Raw genomic sequence first — 18,413 nt, forward strand, 5'->3', positions numbered from 1 at the left:
GGGAGAAGCGAGGAGGGCAACTCCGAAACCTAGCGGCCCGGAGTGCCAACAGTGTGTCAGCTATACGCGGCCGGGGCCAGCGCGCGTTCCCCACCGCCGGGGCACAACGAGCCCCGCTCCGGCAGCGGCCAAAGCGGGGCTGGGTCCAGCAGGCCAGGGGGGCCGTGCTACGGCGTCCCGCCCACGGCGACGTCGGCCGGGTTGCCGTCGATCAGCTCGCCGAGCCAGTCGGCGTAGGGGCCGGGGTAGCGGTCGGGGAAGCGGAGGAAGGTGTGGTCGGCACCGGCCGCGAGGTAGGTGCCCCAACTGTCGGGGATCGTCGCCGCGGTCTCTTCGAGGGCTGCCTCGAACTGCTCGCCTGTGATCTCGAACGGCATGCCGGTCAGCGGGTCGAACCCGAAGAAGAAGCGGATCGTCTGGTCCTGGGTGTACGATGACAGGCCGAACGTAGCGTCGGGGTAGCGCTGGTCGTAGTAGGCGTAGACCCCCTGCAGGCCGTCGGGCTGGAAGAGCGCGCCGGCGTCGTCGGGGAACGAGGCGGGGAAGTTGAAGAGCTGGGCAAAGGCCCCGCCGAGCGTGGGAGTGAAGACGGCGTCGCTGAAGAGGATCGGGCCGGAGTCGTCCAGGAGCGTGAGGCTGGCCCCGTCGAAGGCGTCGGCGACGGCGGCGAAGTTGACGAGCGAGCCGAAGCCGCCGGCGCTGGAGCCGGTGAGCAGCACCTCGTCCACGTCGGCGAAGGCCGGGCGCAGGAGCGCGAGGTAGGCCTCGATGTTCCGGTGCCCGACGAACTGCTGCAGGCCGTCGACCCCGAGGACGAGCGCGTCGGGCGCGCTGCCACCGTGGACGTCGCCGGTGCAGTAGGGCACGTAGACCGCGTTCCAGTCGCCGATGGGGTTGCTGGGATCGTCGGCGTTGAAGAGGCCGAGGTTGCCGCCGGTCGCGACGAACCCGGTGACGGGGTTCACGAACTCGGCCTCGCCGAAGGCCGCCGGGTTGACCGAGCACGTCTCGGGGCTGAAGCACGCGCCGCCGCCTTCGAGGTAGATCACGAGGTCGTCGGAGCCCTCCTGGAAGCGGACGCCGAAGCCGGTCGGGGAGCCGTCGCGGCACTGCGCGCCCTCGGTCTCGACGAAGAACCACTGGCCGGGGTTGGCCTGCGCCTCGTCGAGCGCAGAGGTGTCACCGAGGTCGTCCCCGTCAGGGTCGTCGCTGTCGCAAGCCGGGAGGGCGAGGAGGAGCGCGCCGAGGCAGAGCACGGCGGCACGGAAGGGAAAACGGGTCATCGAAAAGAGGATGGTCTGGTGGGAGAAGCGCCCAAACTACGCCCGGACCTGGCCCGAGGAAAAGGGGAGGCCCCGCACCCTGCGCGGCAGCCTCCCCCGTAGCTCGGTCTCCTCGCCGGCAGACTACCTGCCCTGGGCGACCATGAGGGACTGCGCGGCCGGGAGATCTGTCGCCTGGCCGTTCACCAGGTTCGCCACCCAGCTCGTGAGCGGCACGCCCTCGACAGTCGTGTTGTAAAACGCGTCGCCGAGCAGGAACGTGTGGTCGCTGCCGGGGACGAAGTAGGTCCCTGCGTTGGCCGGGAGAACCGGGCGGAGGTCGAACAGGCTGTTCTCGAACGCCGGCCCGCTCGGCCCGCCGAAGAAGGAGCGGATGACGAGGTCCCGGTCGTAGGTGAACAGGCCAAAGTTGCGGTCCGGGTTGGTGATCGCGTAGTACGGCAGGACGGCCTCCAGCCCGTCGCCGTCGGGCTGCGAGCAGATCGCGTCCGGGCAGCCGGCGGGGATCGACGCGTCGAGCGCCCAGAGGTCGCGCCAGGTCTGCTGGAGGCTGGGCGGGAAGACGGCGTCGTCCTCCACCGAGGGGCCGGAGTCGTTGAGGAGGTCTACGGGTGCCGGCGCGAGGCGGTCCGAGACGAGGCCGTAGGTCCCGACGGTGCCGAAGCCGCCGGCGCTGCTGCCCGAGAGCACGACCTGGTCGGCCTGCCGGGCCGGGCCGTCGATGACGTTCAGCATCGCCTCCATGTTGCGGAGGCCGACGAAGTCCTGGCGGCCGACGCCGGGGACGCGGACACCGGTGGCGTCGCCGCTGTGGACGTCGCCCGTGCAGTAGGGCACGTAGAGCACGTTCCAGCCGAGGAACGGGTTGGCGGCGGCCGTGGAGGAGAACGCGCCGCTCTCGCCGACCTCCGCGACGCGGGCGTCGAAGTCGGCCTCGCTGAAGCGGCGCGGGTTGAGGAGGCAGGTGAGAAAGTCGAAGCACGCGCCGCCGCCTTCGAGGTAGATCAGGAGGTCGCGCGAGCCGGCGGCGCGGCGGAGCCCGAAGCCGGTGTCCGAGCCGTCGCGGCACTGCATCCCGTCGGTGGGGATCCACTGCCAGTCGCCGGCATCGGCTGCCGAGAGGGCAGGGAGGAGCGGGCTGTCGTCGAACAGGCCCTCGGGGGCCGTCTCCTCGGGCGAGAAGGCGTCGCCGCAGGCCGAGAGGGCGAGGGCGAGGCCGAAGCAGGCGAGTGCCAGGAAGCGAGTCGGTAAGGGCATGGCAAGACCGGGGATAGGTGAGAGAGACCGGTAAGATAGAGGCAGCAGCGGCGTGTGTCCAGGACCAGCGGCGCATCCGTCTAGCGCCACAGGAGTATGTTGGCGCATGCGCTACTGGATCTGGTCCGTCCGCCCCGAGCACTACCCGACGTTCGTCCGCACGAGCACCTTCGCCGTGCGACGCGTCGGGCGCAAGGCGATGCAGGAGGTGCGCCCAGGCGACCGCATCGTGGCCTACCTCTCGCGGCAGCGCGCCGTAGCCGGGCTGTTCGAGGCGACGAGCGCGGCGTTCGAGGACGCGACGGCCCTCGTCTCCGGCGGGACCTACCCGCACCGCCTGCGCGTCCGCCCCCTCGCGGCGCTCAACGAGGAGGTCCGGGTCTCCTACGAAGCCTTCGCAGGCAAGCTCACGGTGCTCGACGAGTACGCCCACCTCGGCGACCCGGACCGGCAGTTCCGGGCGGTGGCGCAGCGCGTGGTCCACCCGCTCCCGCCGGTCGACGGCAAGGTGCTGGAGTTCCTCGTCCGCGCCCGCGAAGGGACGGACTTCGAGGCGGTGATGACGGCGTACGAGCGCCTGCGGCACGCGCAGGGCGCGGAGCCCGAGGCCACGCCTACGGTCGTCCGCGAGGCTCCAGACCGCTATGAGGCCCCGCCGCTTGCGTCGTGGGACCGCGCCGCTGCCCTCGACCGGCTGACGGGCGCCGTCGAGGCGCGGGGGTTCGTCTACCAGCCGTGGCACGTCGCGGCGTACGTGACGGCGCTCAGGACGAAGCCGTTCGTCCTCCTCGCCGGCGTCACCGGGGTCGGGAAGAGCCGCCTACCGGTCCTCGTGGCTGAGGCGACGGGCGGGCATACGCGACTCCTCCCGGTCCGCCCTGACTGGACCGACAGCGCCGAGGTCCTGGGCTACACCGATCTCCCAGGCGCATTCCGGCCGGGCGTCCTCCTCGCCGCCGCCCGCGCCGCGGCCGAGCGCCCGGACCGCTACGCCGTCGCCGTGCTCGACGAGATGAACCTCGCCCGCCCGGAGCACTACCTCGCCGAAGTCCTCAGCCGGATCGAGGGGCGGCAGCCGGCTCCCGGCGGTGGGTTTGAGAGCGCCCCGCTCACGGCTGCGTCGGACGTGCGCCTCCCGGCCAACCTCGGCCTCGTGGGGACGGTGAACATGGACGAGAGCGCGTTCGGGTTCAGCCGCAAGGTGCTGGACCGGGCGTTCACGCTGGAACTGTCGGACGTCGATCTCGGCACCTGGCACGCTGCCCAAGCACAGCCGCCAACCTCCGACCCCTGGCCGGTGGCGGCGTGGTGGCCGCGCGCGGTCACGCTCGGCGGCCTCGGCGCGCTTTCGAAGCCGGAGCGGCAGCGCGTCGAGCGCGTGGTCGGCGTGCTCGCCGAGGCCGACGCGCTCCTCGCGCCTGCCGGCCTCGGGCTGGGGTACCGGCTCCGCGACGAGGCCGCTCTCTTCGTCCTCCACGCCGCCGAGACGCCCGGTGCCTTCCGCACCCGCGACGGCGAGCCCGTCGCCCCGCTCGACCTCGCCCTGTTCCTGAAGCTCCTGCCGCGCATCGCAGGCGGGAGCCGGAGCGTCCGCCGCGCGCTCTTCGCCCTCCTCGGCTGGGCCACCGACGGCACCTCGCTCGTCTCGGAAGACGACGCCCGCGAGGTTGTGGACGCGTGGGATCGGGCCGGCCGCGCGTCCGCCCTCGCCGAAGCCCGCTACCCGCGTACTGCCGCCCGCCTCGCGCTCATGGCGAACCGGCTCCAGGCGGACGGGTTTGCGTCGTTCTGGGAGTAAGAGCCTGCTGAGGATTCACGCTCGCGGGCTACGAGCGGCCACAAACCGCCCCAGCGTCGTTGCGCTCGTCACCCGATGCATGGCATCGGGCTCCGCCTGCGCCTCGGCGGGTTCAGTTTTCGCTCGCTCTCGCCTTCACATTCGAAATCTCAACAGTCTCCGAAGCCCTGCCCCGCGAAGGCGGCCTCGACCTCCTCGAGGACGCGGCCGAACGCGGTAGCCTCCGGCGTCTCGGGGAGGTCGCCCGCGGTTGCCGCGACGGGGAGGTCGACCGTGGTCTCGCCTTCGTCGAAACCGGCCGTGCCACCGATCATCTGGGCGTACCGGGCGAGCGGCCGGTTCTGCGCCATCAGGACGGCGCGGAACGTCGCGATCCTGCGGCACCGCGCCTGGTGAAAGAGGACCGCGAGAAGCCGGCTCCCCAAGCCGTGCCGCTGCGCCTCGTCAGCGACGGTCAGAGCGACTTCGGCGACGCCTGGCTCCTGCGGTAGCTGCACGAACCGGCCGATGCCGAGCCCGACCGGCTCGTCCCCGGACAGGTCGAGCGCTCCCCAGGCGACGTGGGTGCGCTGGTCGACGTCGGTGAGGTAGTCGAGCTGCTGCTCGCTGAGGTGGTCGAGGGGCGAGAAGAACCGCGTCAGGCGGGACGCGTCGGAGAGCCGGTCGAGCCCCCTTTTCAGAAGTGGTGCGTCGCTAGGCTGCACGGGTCGGAGAACGACGGGGCGGCCGTCGTCGAGGCGTAGGCGGAGCAGAGCGGGATCGGGCGAATCAGGCATCAGGGGGGCCAAGGTAGTCCGAGGGGTGGGCACGCTGCAAACGCCGCCGGGGTGCGCCGCCGTGTCGGATATTCGACCGTATGCCATCCCTGTTTACGATCACGACCGACCGCCTCCGGCTGACGTGGAGCGGGCCGCCCGCGCCGCCGGACCCGGCCGCGCCGCCCGGCTGCTTTGCCTTGCGTGGGCTCCGCGAGGGAGCCGCGCTGCGCGCTGAGGGCGAGCCCATGCTCCGGCTGGCGGAGCAGACGCCGTACCGCCTGTTCGTGACGAGCCGCTGCGGCGAACCGGTACAGGTCCGGCACCGGGACCCGGTGATCGTGGGGCGGCTGGCCGAGGACGACGACGGGCGCGTGGTCGCCGGGCCGGTCGACTTCGGCGGGCAGGTGGGGCGGAGCCGGTTCATGGTGACGGTGGGCGGCGAGGACGAGGTCGCCTTCGAGCTGGACGTAGTCCCGACGAAGGTATCGCACCGGGCGATGGAGCAGATGCGGACCGAGATCGACGAGGCCCTCGCCGGGCTGGCCTTCGAGTACCTCCGGGCGACGCAGGCCTTTTCCATCGAAGCTGCTGTGCCGCCGCGCCGCGCGACGTGGCTGACGCTGCTGCGGCGCACCTTGCCCGGCCTCGAACAGGCGCTCGGCCAGGTCGCGGCGCGTCCGCACCGGGACCTGCGGCGCGAGGCGCGGCCGGTCCGCGTGGAGCAGGTGCAGCGGGCGGGGCCGTCCGTGCTGCGCGCCGTCCGCCAGGGGCAGGGGAGCGGGGCCGTAGAGCGGTTCCGAACCGGGAGGCCCGTGCGCTCCGTCCTGCCGACCCGCCGCGCCCTCGCGACGCTCGACACGACCGAGCACCGCTGGCTCCGCGCCCGCCTCGTGGCCGCGCGCCGCACCCTCACCGCGCTGCAGGCGGCCGAAGCGGCCCGCCCGCTCTCGGCCCGCCGCCGCCGCGTCCTCGCCGACCTTGACGAGGCCGAGACCCGCCTCGCCCGGATGCTCAGCCTCGCCCCGCTCGTGGCAGCCTCGCCCGGCCCGGTGCCTGCACCGACGCAGCGACTCGTCGCCGCGCCGGGCTACGCCGAGGCCCACGCCGCCTGCCGGGTGCTCGACCTCAGCCTCGCCCTCGCCGCCGGGCCCGTGCCGCACGCGACCAAAAACCTCCACCTGCTCTACGAACTGTGGACCTACCTCACGCTCGTCCAGGCCGTGGCCGACGTGCTCGGGCAGCCCGTCCCGCCGTCGGCCTTCTTCCAGGCCGAGCACCGGGGCATCCGGTTCCTGCTGCGGCGCGGGCGGGGGCACGGCGTCGCGTTCGAGCAGGGCGGGCGGCGGGTGCGGCTCGCCTACAACCCGCACTTCTCCGGCCGGACGGGTCTGATGGCGCAGCGGCCTGACATCCTGATGACCGTCGAGGACGGCGGACGCCCTCGGCGCTTCGTGCTCGACGCCAAGTACCGCCGCGACGACAGCCCGGCCTATGCCCGCCGCTACGGCGCGGCGGGTCCGCCCGAAGACGCCCTCGGCGACCTCCACCGCTACCGCGACGCGATTGTCGAGACGCAGGCAGGGCGGGCCGAGCGGACCATCGACGAAGCCGTCGCGCTCTTTCCCGGTGCCGGGGGCGAGGCATTCGGCGAGAGCCGACTGTGGACGGCCATCGGGCGGATCGGCGTCGGGGCGCTGCCGCTCGTGCCGGGCGAGACCGCCTACCTGAGCCGCTGGCTGCGCCGCGCGCTCGGGGGCTAGAAGTTCGCGCTGCGCCGCTCCATCACGGTCCGCGTCTCGGCCCCGAGGACGGACAGGGTCAGCAGGTCGCCCTCCACGTCGTAGGCGAAGCGGTGGGTGCCCGCGCTGTCGGTGACGGCGATCATGCCCTCGCCGTCGAGGCGGAAGGTGGCGCGCTTCGTCGTCCCAGCCTCGTTGCGGATGAGGTAGCTGCCGTCGCGCCCGAGCGTGACGAAGTACAGGCCCTCGGGCGCGGCCCCGGTCTGCTCGGTGATGACCCACTCGCCGAGGATCTCGTCGGCCCCCTCGATCACGACCGCCGGCTCGGCAGGGGCCACGGCTCCGGTGTCGGCTTCGACGACCGGGTCCGGCTCGGCGGGCTCGGCGCACGCGGCGAGCGTGAGAGCGGCGAGGAGGCAGGCCGTGCGACACGTCATGGCGCGGGCTCCTGGGCGGGCGGCAGCTCGTCGAGCGGCGCGTCCGGCGGCGGCGAGTAGACCGAGTCGACCGGCAGGGCGACCGGGGCCGGGGTCGCGGCGGGCGTGTCGTCGGAGACCCGCACGAGCAGAAGCGGGTCGCCGGTCCCGAGGGGGCGGAGCAGGAGCGAGTCCGTGCGCACGGTCGGGCGGAGCTGCTCGGCGTCGAACTCGGTGCGGATCTGGAGCGTCGAGTCGTCGACGAAGTCGTAGGCCGCGTTGATCGTCGAGGCCGGGCCGAGGGCGCGGGGGCGCGTGATCTGGAGCACGCCGTCCCCGCCGAAGATGTAGCGCTGCCCGTTGCGGTTGAACGTGCCGGCCTCGCCCGTCACCTCCCACGTCCCGACGAGGAGGGCGGCCGGGTCCGGCGGCGCGTCCTCGGTGGCGCAGGCGGCGAGGGCGGCAGTAGCGAAGAGCGCGAGGGCCAGGGCGCGGGACGGGCGGGGCATGGCGAGGGCGGCGAGGGAGACGAACGCGGCGGAGTGGTAAGTTACACCGACTCCCGATGCGCGATCTCCAGCTCGCCCCCATGCTCTTCGAAACGCCGGTCACCTTCATCCTGCTCGCCCTCAACGTGCTCGTCGCGGTCCACACCTTCTTCGTGGACCCCCAGGTGCTGGACCGGTGGGCGTTCAAGCCGGTCCGCTTTCTCCAGGGCGAGTACGCGCGGATGCTCACGGCGGGGTTCGTCCACGCCGGGCTCGCCCACCTCGCCTTCAACATGATCACGCTGTTCTTCTTCGGGCCGCTGATCGAGGGGCTGCTCGGCCCGGCGCGGTTTCTGGCGATCTACTTCGGCTCCGAGATCGCGGCGAACCTGATGACGCTCGCCAAGCACAAGAACAACCCCGCCTACTCGGCCGTCGGCGCGTCGGGGGCGATCTCCGGCGTGCTGTTCGCGTTCTGCCTCTTCGCGCCGCTGGAGCTGATCTACGTCTTCCTTGCGATTCCAATGCCGGCCATCCTGTTCGCCGTGCTCTACGTCGTCGGGTCGATCTACGCCTCGCAGCAGGGCGGCGGGCGGATCGCGCACGAGGCGCACCTCGGCGGCGCGCTCGGCGGGGTCCTGCTGACGATCCTCGTCTACCCCGACGCGCTCGCCATCTTCTTCCAGCAACTCGGGCTGTAGGGGTTCGATTAATCAAACCCCTATGAGGCGGCACCGAGCGCCCGGGTCAGCGCGGTCCACTCGGCGAAGGCGAAGACGCCGTCGTGGCCCTCGGCGCCCCGGAACCACGCGACCTGCCACCCGGCGGCGCGCCCGCCCTCGACATCCGAGTGCAGCGAGTCGCCGACGTAGAGCACCTCGCTCTGCGCGACCCCCGCGAGGTCGGTGGCGTGCGCGAAGATCGCCGGGTGCGGCTTCATCACCCCGACCTCCTCGCTGATAACGACGGCCTGTGCCCGCTCGCGCAGCACCGGGAAGCGGTCCAGCTTGCCGTGCTGCTGCTCGGCGAACCCGTTGGTGAGCAGGCCGACGGGGTAGCGGTCGGCGATGGCGTGGAACGCGGCCTCGGCTCCCGGTATCCACCGCCAGTGGGCCGCGTAGCGGTCGAGGTAGGCCGCGCCGAGCACGGCGGGGTCGAGATCCAGGTCGAGGGCAGCGCAGAGCCGCTCGAAGCGGAGCCGCTGCACGTCCTCGCGCCCGATCTCGCCTGCGCCGTACTGCTTCCAGAGCGGGACGTTGCCCGCGTGGTAGGTCGCCTGCACCTCAGCCACGTCGCGCCCGGCGAGGGCAGGAAACGCGGAGCAGCAGTCGGCGAGGGCGGCCCGCTCGGCGGCCCGGTGGTCGAGGAGCGTGTCGTCGAGGTCGAAGTAGACGAAGCGAGGTGCCATCGGGGGAAGGAGGGACTGAGAGATCGGGGCATTGGGAGCGCGAGAGGGCGACATCACAATCCTCCGGTCCCTCGATCTTCCAGTCCTCCGATAGACATCTCCATCATCGCGTACTCCTTGTCGCGCACGGCCCCGAGCTTGCCCAGCGCGTTGACGAGCGGCGCGTTCACGTCGAGCACCCAGCTCATCTCGCAGGCGTCGTAGCCCCGGGCGAGGCCGTCCTGGATGGTGGCGTCGATGAGCACGGCGTCGAACCCGCGCCCGTGAAACTCAGGGAGCACGCCCAGGAGCGGGAGCCGGATTTCGTAGACCCCGCCGAGCTTGGCGCGCGCCAGCAGCGTGGGCAGGCCGAGCGGGAAGAGGCGGCCGTCCGGGACGTGCCTGAGCGCCTGGTTCAGGTTGGGGATCGAGATCGAGAAGGCGACGGGGTCTCCTTCTTTTTCGAGGAGGAACACCAGCTCGGGCTCGATGACCTTCCTGAGGTCTTTGGCGAGGTGCTCGAACTCGCGCTCGGTCATCGGGACGTGGCCCCAGTTGCTCGACCACGCCTCGTTGTAGATGCGGAGCACGGCGGCCGCGTCGTCCCAGAACCGGCCCGTGTCGAGCGTGCGAAGGCGGAGCCCAGGGTTGCGGCGAAGGACGACCTCGGCCCCGCGCCGGAGCTTGTCCTTGTGGACGTAGGCCTCGTGGACGTAGTACGCCCACATCGTCATCGCGCGCTCGAACCCGTAGCGCTCAAGGAAGTCGACGTAGTACGGCGGGTTGTAGGGCATCAGAATCGCCGGCTCGCGGTCGAACCCCTCGACGAGCAGGCCCGAGGTGTCGTTCATCGACGGGCTCGTCGGGCCGCGCACGCCGGTCAGACCGCGCGCGCGGAGCCAGGCGGTCGCGGCGTCGAGGAGGGCCTCGGCCACGCCGTAGTCCTCGGCGCACTCGAAGAAGCCGAAGAAGCCGTTGCCGTCGTCGTACTTCTGGAGGTGCATCCCGTTGCGGATCGCCGCGACGCGGCCGACAGTGTCGCCGCGCTCGTTCTCGGCCAGGAAGAGTTCGATCTCGCCGTGCTCGAAGAATGGGTTTTTCTTCGGGTTCAGCACCTTCGCCTGATCCATCCGCAGCGGCGCGACCCAGACCGGATGGTCGGCGTAGTGCCGGTACGGGAAGTCGATGAACCGGCTCTTGTCTTTGCCCGAGGCGACGCGCCGGACGACTATTCGCTGACTGGCTGATTGGCTGATTGGCTGATTGACAGGCAAGGTCATCGGGAGCGCGACGTTCGGCGAGCGGCGGCGAAGATTTTGGTCAGTTCGGTGGCCTCGTTCAGCAGGTCGTTCAGCCGGCTGGCAGACACCGTCTCCGTTTCGCCCAACAACTCAAGCCAGAGCACAGACTCGTCGGCTTCTTCTACGACGATGTCTAGCTTTGCGACGAAGGCAGCCCGGGAGCGGGCGCGGCAGACGGCGCGGTAGTTAGCTGCTACCGACGTGGCGGACCGAAGCAGTTGCCTGCCCATGACGCGAGCTCCATCCGTTTTCGGGAGCGTTCGGAACAGCCGGACGACGCGCACGGCGAATGCCTTCGTGCGTTGCCGGAGCGCCTCCGCCTGCTGCTCGTAGTCGCTCATCGGCCCCCGAAAATCACCAATCGGCGAGTCACCCAGTCACCGAATGGCCCTGCCCGTTGGTGGCGTGGCCGTTCGGGCCGGGCTGGCCGTTTTTCCCGATCACGCCGTGGCGGCGGCCGACGCGCTCGAAGGCGTCGAGGATGAAGTCGAGCTCCTCGTCGGTGTGGGTCGCCATGTAGCTCGTCCGCATCAGCGATTGCCCCTTCGGGACGGCCGGCGGGACGACGGCGTTGACGAAGACGCCCTCTTCCAGGAGGTCTTTCCAGAACTGGAAGCACGTGATCATGTCGCCCACGACGACCGGGATGATCGGCGTCTGGCTCGTCCACACGTTGAAGCCGAGGTTGCGGAAGCCGTCGCGCATGTAGGTCGAGATGGCGTCGAGGCGGTCGAGACGCTCGGGCTCTTCGGTCAAGATGTCGAGGCAGGCGAGGACGGTCGCCACGTTGGCCGCCGGCATCGAGGCGCTGAAGATGTGGGTGCTCGCCGAGTGGCGGATGTACTCCATGACCTCGTCCGAGCCGACGACGAAGCCGCCGAGCGAGGCGAAGCTCTTCGAGAAGGTCCCCGTGATGAGGTCGATCTCGCCGCGCAGCCCGAAGACGTCGGCCGAGCCGCGCCCGCCCTCGCCGACGACGCCGATGGCGTGGGCGTCGTCGATCAGGAGCGCCGCGTCGAACTCGCGGGCGAGGGCCAGGAGTTCGGGGATCTTGGCGAGCTTCCCGTTCATCGAGAACACGCCGTCGGAGACGATCAGCTTGCCCGCCTCGGGCCGCTCCTCGTCGTACTTCTCCAGCAGGCGCTCCAGGTGGCTGACGTTGTCGTGGCGGTAGCGGACGGTCTCGGCGAGGCTGGTCTGGGTGCCGGCGACGATGCAGGCGTGGTTGTCCTTGTCGCTGAAGATGAGGTCGCCCTTCGAGGCGAGGCACTGGACGACGCCCTGGTTCGTCATGTAGCCCGTCGAGAACAGCACGCAGTTCTCCTTGCCCATGAACGCCGCGAGCCGGCGCTCGAGCTCCAGGTGGAGGTCGAGGGTGCCGTTGAGGAAGCGGCTGCCGGTGCAGCCGGTGCCGTAGTCCGCGATGGCCTGCTGCGCGGCCTCGACCACGCGCGGGTGGTTCGTTAGCCCGAGGTAGTTGTTCGACCCCGCCATGATGACCTTGCGCCCTCGGATGACGGCCTGGGTGCCCTCGGCGACCTCGATGGGGCGGAAGTAGGGGTAGAGGTCGGCCCCCTTGACGCGTGCGTAGTCGCCGTCGGAGGCGAGGAACTTGCGCGTCTTGCTGAAGATGGGGCGCTCCTCGCTGGTCAGCGTCGGCGGTGCAGGCCGCTTCGTGAGGTCGGGCATCGTCATAGGCGCTCTCCAGGTCGCTAGGGGCGGTCAGCCGCGCAGTCGGCACAAGCTACGGCCGGGGGTAGGACGGGGGCAGCAAGATACAGTGAAACGCTGTTATGCTGCCGGAACAGGGACCTGCGGCTGGACCGGATCGGTGGCGGTAAGGCGGTATTTGTTGTCACAAGCAGCTTCGATGCGGTCCGCCGCGGAGGAGTTCCCCGGCGCGCCGAGGGGAACCGGGCGGCACGCGTCTAGCGGAGGCACCGGCGGAAGGTTGCACGCCGGGGGCCCTGCCCTAGAACTGCCACCGGAGCGATGCCACCGCGCCGGTCGGCGTCGGGAGGACGCGAAGCGAGAGGTCGTCGCTCACGTCGAAGCCGGCCAGCTCTGCGCTGACGTAGGCGTCGAGCGCCTGGAGGGCGTAGGCCAGCGTGCCGAGCAGGATCGAGAAGTCCCGGTTGCGGCGGCTGTCGTCGCGGATGCTGCGGCTGACGTTCGCCGCGGGCTGCCCGGCCTCGATCCACTCGTCGCGGAAGTCCTCGAAGTTGTCGCACGTCCCCTCGGGCACGGCCACGCCGGTGTCGCAGTCGGCGAAGATGGCGGCGCGGCGGTAGAGCACCGTCCGGTTGGCGTAGAGCACCGCGAGCCACACCGCCCCGCCCACGCCCGCGGCCACGACCGGCACCTTGAGGTAGTCGCGGTTGGTGAGCTGCCCCCAGCCAGGGACGAGCAGGCTCCGCCGCAGCACTGAACTCGGGGCCGGATAGGTCGGTGTCGGCGCGGGAGAAAGCGACTCGGCGACCACCGGCTCGGCCTGCGTCGAATCGGCGAGGCCCGGAGCCACGACCGCCGGGGCCGTCGCCGTCGTGTCGGTTTGCGCCGAGGCACCCCCGGCCCAAATCACGGCGACGAAGGCGAGCAGAGCGCGTGCGGTCGCCCTTCTTCCGCTCCTTCGCTCCTCCGCTCTTCTGTCTCCGTTACAGCAGCAGGTCGAGGACACGTTCGAGGTCGTCCTGCGAGTAATAAGTGATCTCGATCTTGCCCGCGCCGCCGGCCTTGTGGCGGATCGCGACCTGCGTCGAGAGCCGGTCGCGGAGCGCGTCGGTGAACTGCTCGATCTGGAGCGCGTCGCGGCCTGGGGCGGTGACGGCCGCGGCGGCCTCGTCGGCAGCTTCTGCGGCGGGGGCCTCGCCGAGCCGCTGGCGGTACGCGCGGACGAGCGCCTCGACCTGGCGCACCGAGAGGGCGTCCTCGACGATCTTGCGGTGAAGCTGAAGCTGCGCGTCGGGGTCTTCCACCGAGACCAGCATCCGGGCGTGGCCGCCGGTGAGGGTGCCGTCGCGGAGCGAGGCCAGCACCGGCGGCGGGAGGCGGAGCAGGCGGAGCGCGTTCGCCACCGTCGAGCGGTTCTTGCCGACCTTCTGCGCTACCACCTCCTGCGTCAGCCCGCACTCCTCCATCAGCCGGTGGTAGCCGAGGGCGACCTCGACCGGGTTGAGGTTCTCGCGCTGGATGTTCTCGACGATCGCCATCTCCAGCATCGCCTCGGTGTCGGCCTCGCGGACGTAGGCCGGGACGCGGCCGAGGCCGGCGCGCTTGGCGGCCCGTAGGCGGCGCTCGCCCGAGATGATCTCGAACCGCCCCTCGCCGAGGGCGCGGACGGTGATCGGCTGGATGATGCCGAGTTGGCGGATCGAACCGGCGAGTTCGCCGAGCGCCGCGTCGTCGAAGTCCTGGCGCGGCTGGTAGGGGTTAGGGCGGATGGCCTCCACGTCGAGTTCGGCGACGCGGCCGAGGAGGCGGACGCGGTCCTCGAAGTTGTAGAGCTTCGTCTGCCCGACTCCGCCTTCGGGTGCCGGCGCGTCGTCGGCCCGTTCGGAGATAGACGGGATCAGCGCGTTGAGGCCCTTGCCGAGCGCTGCTTTTTTCGTCGCCATGAGCGTAGCCTCGAAAAGAAAGGGTTAGTGGGAGTCCGGCGCGGAGACGTCGGCGGCGACGGGGCCCGTGTGGGCGCCGTTGCCGGCGCGGAGCCCGGCGGCGACCGGACTGCCCGCTAGCGGCTCGTCGGGCGCGAGGAGGTAGGAGCGGTTGGCGTCGATCACCTCGCGGGCGAGGCCGATGTAGTTGCGCGAGCCCATGCTCGTCGCCTCGTAGAGCAGCACCGGTTTGCCGAAGCTCGGGGCTTCGGAGAGCCGGACGTTGCGCTGGATGACGGTCTTGAAGACCTTCTCGCCGAAGTAGCGCCGGACCTCGGCCGCGACCTGCTTCGAGAGCCGCAGCCGCGTGTCGTACATCGTCAGGAGCACGCCCTCGATCTCGAGGTGCGGGTTGAGGTGCTGGCGGACGATCTTGATCGTGTTCAGGAGCTGTCCGAGCCCTTCGAGCGCGAAGTACTCGCACTGCACGGGGATCACGACCGAGTCCGACCCGGTGAGCGCGTTGAGCGTCAGCAGCCCAAGCGACGGCGGGCAGTCGATCACGACGAAGTCGTACTTCCGGCGGGCCCCCTTGACGGCGCGCTTGAGCACCCGCTCGCGCTCCATCACGTCGATCATCTCGATCTCGGCCCCGACGAGGTTGATGTGGCTCGGGACGACGTCGAGGAACGGCATCTCGGTCGGGAGGACGGCCTCCTCGAGGGCCACGTCGCCGGTGAGGACCTCGTAGGTCGAGTGCTCGACCTCGCGCTGGTCCACGCCGACGGCCGACGAGCCGTTGGCCTGCGGGTCGATGTCCAGGAGCAGCGTCGGGTGCTCGGTCGCGGCGAGGGACGAGGCGAGGTTGACGGCCGTCGTCGTCTTGCCGACGCCGCCCTTCTGGTTCGCTACGGCGATGACCTTCCCCATGTCGTCGCTGGGTGTGAAAGTGGGTCCGTGAGTGGGTGCGCCGAGGTCGCGGAAAGCGGCCCCGGCAATATACCCGTGCGCCTCCGCCCCCGCAAGCGAAGACGGCTCGGGTGTGGGAGTGCGGAAAGGTGGGGGTATGGGAGGGTAGGACGGGGCGGCACTCGAAATCGTCGCCTCAGTCCACGTACTTTGCCACCCCCACACCCTCTTCCGCCCATACCCTCATACCCAGAACGTGGCCCGCCGCTTCGTCCTCAAAAAAGAGCCGGACGCCGCGCCGTCGACCCTGACCATCGACTACGCGGGGGAACTCAACGGCGAGCAGCACGCCGCCGCGACGGCCGGGCCGGGGCCGGTGCTGATCGTGGCTGGAGCGGGGACGGGCAAGACGCGGACGCTCGTCTACCGCGTGGCCTACCTCATCGAGACCGGCGCGCGGCCCGAGGAGATTCTGCTCCTGACCTTCACGCGGCGCGCCGCACGGGAGATGCTCGGCCGGGCGGCGGGGCTGCTCGACGGGCGCTGCGAGCGCGTGCGCGGCGGGACGTTCCACGCCTTCTGCCTCCAAGTCCTCCGCCGCCATGCCGAGGCCGTCGGCTACCCCAAGAGCTTCACGATCCTCGACGCCTCGGACGCCGCCGACGTGATCGACCTCCTCCGGTCGGAGCGCGGGCTGCACCGGTCGAAGAAGCGGTTTCCGAAAAAGCGGACGCTCCAGAACCTCTACTCCGCCGCCGCCAACCGGGGCCTCGACGTCGCGGACGTCCTCGAACAGACCTACCCGCAGTTCCTCATTCACCTCGACGAGATCGAGGACCTCGGCCGCGCCTTCTCGACCTACAAGCAGCGGCACGGCCTCGTCGACTACGACGACCTCCTCGCGCTCACCGTCCGCCTGCTGGAGAACGACGAGGCCGTCCGGAAGAAGGTCGCCGGCGCGTGCCGGTGGGTGTTGGTCGACGAGTACCAGGACACGAACCGGCTCCAGGCGCGGCTCGTCGAACTCTTCGCGAGCGTGCACGGCAACGTCACCGCCGTCGGCGACGACGCGCAGAGCATCTACCGCTTCCGCGGGGCCGACGTGGGCAACATCCTCGCCTTCCCGGACACGTTCCCCGGCACGCGCCTCTTCAAGCTGGAGCAAAACTACCGCTCGACCCAGCCCATCCTCGACCTCGCCAACTTCGTCCTCGACCGGGCCAAGCGGAAGTACGAGAAGCGGCTCTACACCGAGACACCCGAGGGCGAGAAGCCCGCGCTCATCGCCGCCCCCGACGACCGCTGGCAGAGCCGGTTCGTCTGCGACATGCTCCTCCAGCTCCGCGAGGAGGGGACCGCGCTGGGCCGGATGGCGGTGCTCTTCCGCAGCGGCTACAACTCGTACGACCTCGAAGTCGAACTCGACCGGCGGCGGGTCCCGTTCGTCAAGTTCGGCGGGCTGCGGCTGACCGAGGCGGCGCACATCAAGGACGTGGTCGCCCACCTCCGGGTCGCGGAGAATCCGCTCGACGTGGTCGCCTGGAACCGGGTGCTGAAGCTGATCGAGGGGATCGGGCCGAGGACCGCGCGCGACCTCGTCGACTGGGTGCTCGCGGCCGAGCAGCCGTACACGCTCGCCGCGCCCGCCGTCTCGCCGCGCTTCGAGGCGAAGCTCCGGCACCTCGGCGACCTCTTGCAGCGGATGCGCGCGGGCGACGTGCCGCTGCCGGCCCAAGTCGAGGCGCTGCTGAGCTACTACCAGCCCGTGCTGGAGCAGGTCTACTTCGAGGACCATCCGAAGCGGGCGCAGGACCTCGAGAGCTTCGCCGGCCTCGCCGAAGGGCGCGGCAGCCGCAGCGCCTTCCTCGAATCGCTCGCGCTCGACCCCATCGACCTCACGGCGACCGACGTGGAGGGCACCCACAAGGACGAAGCCCCGCTCGTCCTCTCGACGATCCACAGCGCGAAGGGGCTGGAGTTCGACACCGTCTTTCTGATCCAGGCGCTCGACGGCATTCTCCCGAGCCAGTACGCGGCCAAAAGCGATGAGGAGCTGGACGAGGAACTGCGCCTGCTCTACGTCGCTCTGACGCGCGCCGAGCGGAACCTGTTCGTGAGCTACCCGACGGTCCAGACCCGCCGCCGCGCTGGCGACTTTTTCACCAACCCCAGCCGATTCCTCGCCGACGTGCCCGAGCCGCTCCTCGAACCCTGGACCCTGGCCGAGGAAGGCGACGCCGAGCCGGCCCAACTCGACGCCCCGCCCCGCCCTCAGCTTCCCCCTGCCCGCGACACCAACGACGGGCTTCCGTTCTGACCTTGCCTGTCATTGCGAGAAGCGGAGGGACTCGTCCCGTAGCGACGAAGCAATCTCCCTGCTTGAGCAGACCGATGGAGCGCAAAAGGGTCAGGTTGCGTTCCTGAGGAGATTGCCGCGTCAGCGCTGCGCGCTTCCTCGCAACGACAGGGGGCTTTGAACGAGGTGATGGCGGGTGTATCCTCCGGTGCGCTAATCTTCAACCCCGTGCAGACCGTAACCGAACTCGGCACGCTCCACGTCGCCCGCGTGGGGATGGAGGACTTCCCGACGATCCGGCGTCTCAACCGGACCGTCTTCGGCGAGGCGCGCGTCATCAACCAACTCGACCGCCGCAACCTGCTGCTGTTCCTCGCCTGGCTCGACGGCGAGCCGGTCGGGTTCAAGGTCGGCTACGGGCTGAGCGAGACGACGTACTACAGCGCGAAGGGCGGCGTGCTGGAGGCGCACCGGGGGCGCGGCGTGGCGCGGGCGCTGCTCCACGCGATGGAGCGCGAGGCGCGGGCGCTCGGCTACGCCCGCTTCGCCTACGACACGTTCCCCAACATGCACCCGGGCATGACCGTCCTCGGGCTGCGCGAGGGCTTCGAGGTGACGGCCGCCGGCTACAACGCGACCTACCAGGACTACCGCATCCGGTTCGAGAAGGCGCTGTGACAGGACCAGGAGGGTCGTGTTCGCGTTTACCAGTTTTCCGGCTTACAAACCGCGCCGTCATGAGCACCCAAGAAATCATCACCACAATTGCCGCCCTGCCCGAAGCGGAGCGCCGAAAGGTCTGGTCCGAACTGGACGAACTGCGCCGCTCCGATCCAGCGGCCCCGGCTCCGAAGCCCCTCAGCGCCCACGACAAAGCCAAGCACCTGATCGGTAGCATTTCGGGTCCGAGTGATCTGTCGAGCAACAAGGACTACCTCAGGGACCTCGGCAAAAGTTCGCTGTCGTGAACGTTGGGATTGCTGACACAGGGCTGATTGTCGCCTACCTGAACCCGCGCGACCAGCACCACGGTTGGGCCGTTGAGCAGTGGGAACGCTTTCCATCTCTGCTGACATGCGAAGCGGTCATTACAGAGTCGTGCCACTTGTCGCAGCGTCAGCATGACGGCGTAGCGCGAGTACTCGGACTTCTGGAGTCGGGCGTGCTGGAGATCGCTTAGACGGTTCG

General features: G+C 70.4%; 18 protein-coding genes. 6 read left to right on the forward strand and 12 right to left on the reverse strand.

Translation table 11 applies throughout. The annotated features are described in order from the left end of the window. Positions 1-167: 167 nt before the first annotated feature. Complete coding sequence (locus AAGI91_11030) at positions 168-1,283, reverse strand: pectin acetylesterase-family hydrolase (GenBank protein MEM1043150.1); 1,116 nt, start codon at positions 1,281-1,283, stop codon at positions 168-170. Positions 1,284-1,406: 123 nt separating this feature from the next. Continuing rightward, positions 1,407-2,540: a pectin acetylesterase-family hydrolase gene (locus AAGI91_11035; GenBank protein ID MEM1043151.1), complete on the reverse strand. Its 1,134-nt coding sequence runs from the start codon at positions 2,538-2,540 to the stop codon at positions 1,407-1,409. Between the two features lie 106 nt (positions 2,541-2,646). Here AAGI91_11035 and AAGI91_11040 point away from each other — a divergent pair, with 106 nt between their 5' ends. Further along, positions 2,647-4,338: an AAA family ATPase gene (locus AAGI91_11040; GenBank protein MEM1043152.1), complete on the forward strand. Its 1,692-nt coding sequence runs from the start codon at positions 2,647-2,649 to the stop codon at positions 4,336-4,338. A 149-nt stretch (positions 4,339-4,487) separates the two neighbouring features. Here the strand turns inward: AAGI91_11040 and AAGI91_11045 are convergent, their stop codons facing one another. Continuing rightward, the gene (locus AAGI91_11045) at positions 4,488-5,114 is read right to left on the reverse strand and encodes a GNAT family N-acetyltransferase (protein ID MEM1043153.1); all 627 of its coding nucleotides are present in this window, start codon (positions 5,112-5,114) and stop codon (positions 4,488-4,490) included. An 80-nt stretch (positions 5,115-5,194) separates the two neighbouring features. On the opposite strand from AAGI91_11045, the gene AAGI91_11050 reads away from it, so the two are divergent. Continuing rightward, positions 5,195-6,856, forward strand: coding sequence for a DUF2357 domain-containing protein (locus AAGI91_11050; protein ID MEM1043154.1), 1,662 nt, complete (start codon positions 5,195-5,197; stop codon positions 6,854-6,856). Here the strand turns inward: AAGI91_11050 and AAGI91_11055 are convergent. Continuing rightward, positions 6,853-7,272 carry a hypothetical protein gene (locus tag AAGI91_11055; protein MEM1043155.1) on the reverse strand — a complete coding sequence of 140 codons (420 nt, stop codon included), beginning with the start codon at positions 7,270-7,272 and terminating at the stop codon, positions 6,853-6,855. The genes AAGI91_11050 and AAGI91_11055 overlap by 4 nt on opposite strands. Then, complete coding sequence (locus AAGI91_11060; protein MEM1043156.1) at positions 7,269-7,760, reverse strand: hypothetical protein; 492 nt, start codon at positions 7,758-7,760, stop codon at positions 7,269-7,271. The genes AAGI91_11055 and AAGI91_11060 overlap by 4 nt, the downstream gene beginning before the upstream one ends. A gap of 56 nt (positions 7,761-7,816) precedes the next feature. Here AAGI91_11060 and AAGI91_11065 point away from each other — a divergent pair, with 56 nt between their 5' ends. Continuing rightward, the gene (locus tag AAGI91_11065; protein MEM1043157.1) at positions 7,817-8,440 is read left to right on the forward strand and encodes a rhomboid family intramembrane serine protease; all 624 of its coding nucleotides are present in this window, start codon (positions 7,817-7,819) and stop codon (positions 8,438-8,440) included. A gap of 20 nt (positions 8,441-8,460) precedes the next feature. Here the strand turns inward: AAGI91_11065 and AAGI91_11070 are convergent, their stop codons facing one another. The 7 genes from AAGI91_11070 to AAGI91_11100 form a co-directional block, all read right to left on the reverse strand. Further along, positions 8,461-9,147, reverse strand: a complete 687-nt coding sequence (locus AAGI91_11070; GenBank protein MEM1043158.1) for an HAD-IA family hydrolase — start codon at positions 9,145-9,147, stop codon at positions 8,461-8,463. A 53-nt stretch (positions 9,148-9,200) separates the two neighbouring features. Beyond that, positions 9,201-10,406 (reverse strand): hypothetical protein, encoded by a 1,206-nt coding sequence (locus AAGI91_11075; protein ID MEM1043159.1) that lies wholly within the window; start codon positions 10,404-10,406, stop codon positions 9,201-9,203. Continuing rightward, the gene (locus tag AAGI91_11080) at positions 10,403-10,768 is read right to left on the reverse strand and encodes a four helix bundle protein (GenBank protein ID MEM1043160.1); all 366 of its coding nucleotides are present in this window, start codon (positions 10,766-10,768) and stop codon (positions 10,403-10,405) included. Before AAGI91_11080 ends, AAGI91_11075 begins: the two co-directional genes overlap by 4 nt. 28 nt (positions 10,769-10,796) lie before the next feature. Beyond that, the gene (locus AAGI91_11085; GenBank protein MEM1043161.1) at positions 10,797-12,116 is read right to left on the reverse strand and encodes a pyridoxal phosphate-dependent aminotransferase family protein; all 1,320 of its coding nucleotides are present in this window, start codon (positions 12,114-12,116) and stop codon (positions 10,797-10,799) included. Between the two features lie 283 nt (positions 12,117-12,399). Continuing rightward, positions 12,400-13,008 (reverse strand): DUF5683 domain-containing protein, encoded by a 609-nt coding sequence (locus AAGI91_11090; protein MEM1043162.1) that lies wholly within the window; start codon positions 13,006-13,008, stop codon positions 12,400-12,402. 73 nt (positions 13,009-13,081) lie between these two features. Beyond that, positions 13,082-14,041: a ParB/RepB/Spo0J family partition protein gene (locus tag AAGI91_11095; protein MEM1043163.1), complete on the reverse strand. Its 960-nt coding sequence runs from the start codon at positions 14,039-14,041 to the stop codon at positions 13,082-13,084. Between the two features lie 24 nt (positions 14,042-14,065). Beyond that, positions 14,066-14,950: an AAA family ATPase gene (locus AAGI91_11100; protein MEM1043164.1), complete on the reverse strand. Its 885-nt coding sequence runs from the start codon at positions 14,948-14,950 to the stop codon at positions 14,066-14,068. A gap of 235 nt (positions 14,951-15,185) precedes the next feature. Here AAGI91_11100 and AAGI91_11105 point away from each other — a divergent pair, with 235 nt between their 5' ends. The 3 genes from AAGI91_11105 (at position 15,186) to AAGI91_11115 (ending at position 18,193) form a co-directional block, all read left to right on the forward strand. Continuing rightward, entirely contained in the window at positions 15,186-17,246 is a 2,061-nt protein-coding gene (locus tag AAGI91_11105) for an ATP-dependent helicase (GenBank protein MEM1043165.1), read from the forward strand. A 207-nt stretch (positions 17,247-17,453) separates the two neighbouring features. Further along, on the forward strand, positions 17,454-17,903 hold the full coding sequence (locus tag AAGI91_11110) for a GNAT family N-acetyltransferase (protein MEM1043166.1): 450 nt from the start codon (positions 17,454-17,456) through the stop codon (positions 17,901-17,903). Between the two features lie 59 nt (positions 17,904-17,962). Then, positions 17,963-18,193, forward strand: coding sequence for a hypothetical protein (locus AAGI91_11115; protein ID MEM1043167.1), 231 nt, complete (start codon positions 17,963-17,965; stop codon positions 18,191-18,193). Positions 18,194-18,413: the final 220 nt, after the last annotated feature.

The organism is Bacteroidota bacterium (assembly GCA_038746285.1).
Classification (GTDB): Bacteria; Bacteroidota; Rhodothermia; order Rhodothermales; family JANQRZ01; genus JANQRZ01.

What these genes read in the sequence shown, in the direction of transcription:
- AAGI91_11085 (MEM1043161.1), bottom strand. Translation starts at nt 12,116, where the DNA reads ATGCCCGACCTCACGAAGCGGCCTGCACCGCCGACGCTGACCAGCGAG.
- AAGI91_11060 (MEM1043156.1), bottom strand. Translation starts at nt 7,760, where the DNA reads ATGCCCCGCCCGTCCCGCGCCCTGGCCCTCGCGCTCTTCGCTACTGCC.
- AAGI91_11115 (MEM1043167.1), top strand. Translation starts at nt 17,963, where the DNA reads ATGAGCACCCAAGAAATCATCACCACAATTGCCGCCCTGCCCGAAGCG.
- AAGI91_11035 (MEM1043151.1), bottom strand. Translation starts at nt 2,540, where the DNA reads ATGCCCTTACCGACTCGCTTCCTGGCACTCGCCTGCTTCGGCCTCGCC.
- AAGI91_11065 (MEM1043157.1), top strand. Translation starts at nt 7,817, where the DNA reads ATGCGCGATCTCCAGCTCGCCCCCATGCTCTTCGAAACGCCGGTCACC.
- AAGI91_11070 (MEM1043158.1), bottom strand. Translation starts at nt 9,147, where the DNA reads ATGGCACCTCGCTTCGTCTACTTCGACCTCGACGACACGCTCCTCGAC.
- AAGI91_11045 (MEM1043153.1), bottom strand. Translation starts at nt 5,114, where the DNA reads ATGCCTGATTCGCCCGATCCCGCTCTGCTCCGCCTACGCCTCGACGAC.
- AAGI91_11030 (MEM1043150.1), bottom strand. Translation starts at nt 1,283, where the DNA reads ATGACCCGTTTTCCCTTCCGTGCCGCCGTGCTCTGCCTCGGCGCGCTC.
- AAGI91_11055 (MEM1043155.1), bottom strand. Translation starts at nt 7,272, where the DNA reads ATGACGTGTCGCACGGCCTGCCTCCTCGCCGCTCTCACGCTCGCCGCG.
- AAGI91_11075 (MEM1043159.1), bottom strand. Translation starts at nt 10,406, where the DNA reads ATGACCTTGCCTGTCAATCAGCCAATCAGCCAATCAGCCAGTCAGCGA.
- AAGI91_11080 (MEM1043160.1), bottom strand. Translation starts at nt 10,768, where the DNA reads ATGAGCGACTACGAGCAGCAGGCGGAGGCGCTCCGGCAACGCACGAAG.
- AAGI91_11040 (MEM1043152.1), top strand. Translation starts at nt 2,647, where the DNA reads ATGCGCTACTGGATCTGGTCCGTCCGCCCCGAGCACTACCCGACGTTC.
- AAGI91_11050 (MEM1043154.1), top strand. Translation starts at nt 5,195, where the DNA reads ATGCCATCCCTGTTTACGATCACGACCGACCGCCTCCGGCTGACGTGG.
- AAGI91_11100 (MEM1043164.1), bottom strand. Translation starts at nt 14,950, where the DNA reads ATGGGGAAGGTCATCGCCGTAGCGAACCAGAAGGGCGGCGTCGGCAAG.
- AAGI91_11095 (MEM1043163.1), bottom strand. Translation starts at nt 14,041, where the DNA reads ATGGCGACGAAAAAAGCAGCGCTCGGCAAGGGCCTCAACGCGCTGATC.